We start from the raw sequence: 854 nt of genomic DNA on the forward strand, positions 1-854 counted from the left end.
TACAATTCCTACCAAAGCAACAGATGTTGCACCCATGTCCATGAACGCATGATACAGGTCTACCCTAAGCGAAGAGCCATCTGTCTTTTCTAATGCTCTTCTTAGGATAACAATTCTGAAGAAGATTGAACCTAAAGTATAGACTGCTGCTATTATCGCAAAGACTCCCGGCAAGACCTCAGGTTTTGGTTCCTGGAATCTTGATATTGATTCGTAAACAAAAAACGACGAAATTACAAGAATTATGATTCCTGCAACAAAACTGCCCATCGTCTCAATCTTTCCATGCCCATAGGTGTGCTCTCTGTCCGGTGGCTTGGTAGACCATTTGGCAGCAACAAGCAAGACCATGGTCACTACAGAATCAAGTATTGCATGAATACTGTCTGTGACAAGTGCCAAGCTGTTTGAAGAAATTCCTATCAAAAATTCTACCGCAAAGGCAGAAAGTATTATTGTAAGCGAAATTTTTAGAGCGTTTGTCTTGATGTCGTGACCTGTCAACTCTTGTCCAACCCCAACATCTCTAGTATGTCATCAAAGTTTTCTCTTGATTGATCATGCTTGTATTTTTTGAGAGGGCCAATCATTTTCTTCTTGCTTGGAATTTTTATAATATCTTTTACAATGCTTGAAAGTGCAGATCCAATGAATATTGATTGTGTAGCTGATGTGACATTTGATGTTCTTCTGTTTGTGCTGCCACTCTCAAAGTCAATGATACATGGTGACTCTCCAACGATGACATGTTTGTGGATGTAGCTCAATTCACCATGATCAAGATGCATGTTATCCAAATTGTAACAGTCTTCCAAGACTTGTCTTACAACAGATCTCAGCTTGCCAGCACTCCC

At 40.0% G+C, this 854-nt stretch carries 1 protein-coding gene and 1 pseudogene; both read right to left on the bottom strand.

The genetic code is table 11. From position 1 onward, the window contains the following. A partial coding sequence (locus DYY66_RS02235) for a cation diffusion facilitator family transporter (RefSeq protein WP_166285837.1) occupies window positions 1–504 on the bottom strand: 504 nt, incomplete at its 3' end. Further along, window positions 501–854: pseudogene (locus DYY66_RS13830) on the bottom strand (serine/threonine protein kinase); the annotation flags it as partial. The gene DYY66_RS02235 and the pseudogene DYY66_RS13830, both read right to left, overlap by 4 nt.

This window comes from Candidatus Nitrosotalea sp. FS (genome assembly GCF_011319475.1).
Taxonomy (GTDB): domain Archaea; phylum Thermoproteota; class Nitrososphaeria; order Nitrososphaerales; family Nitrosopumilaceae; genus Nitrosotalea.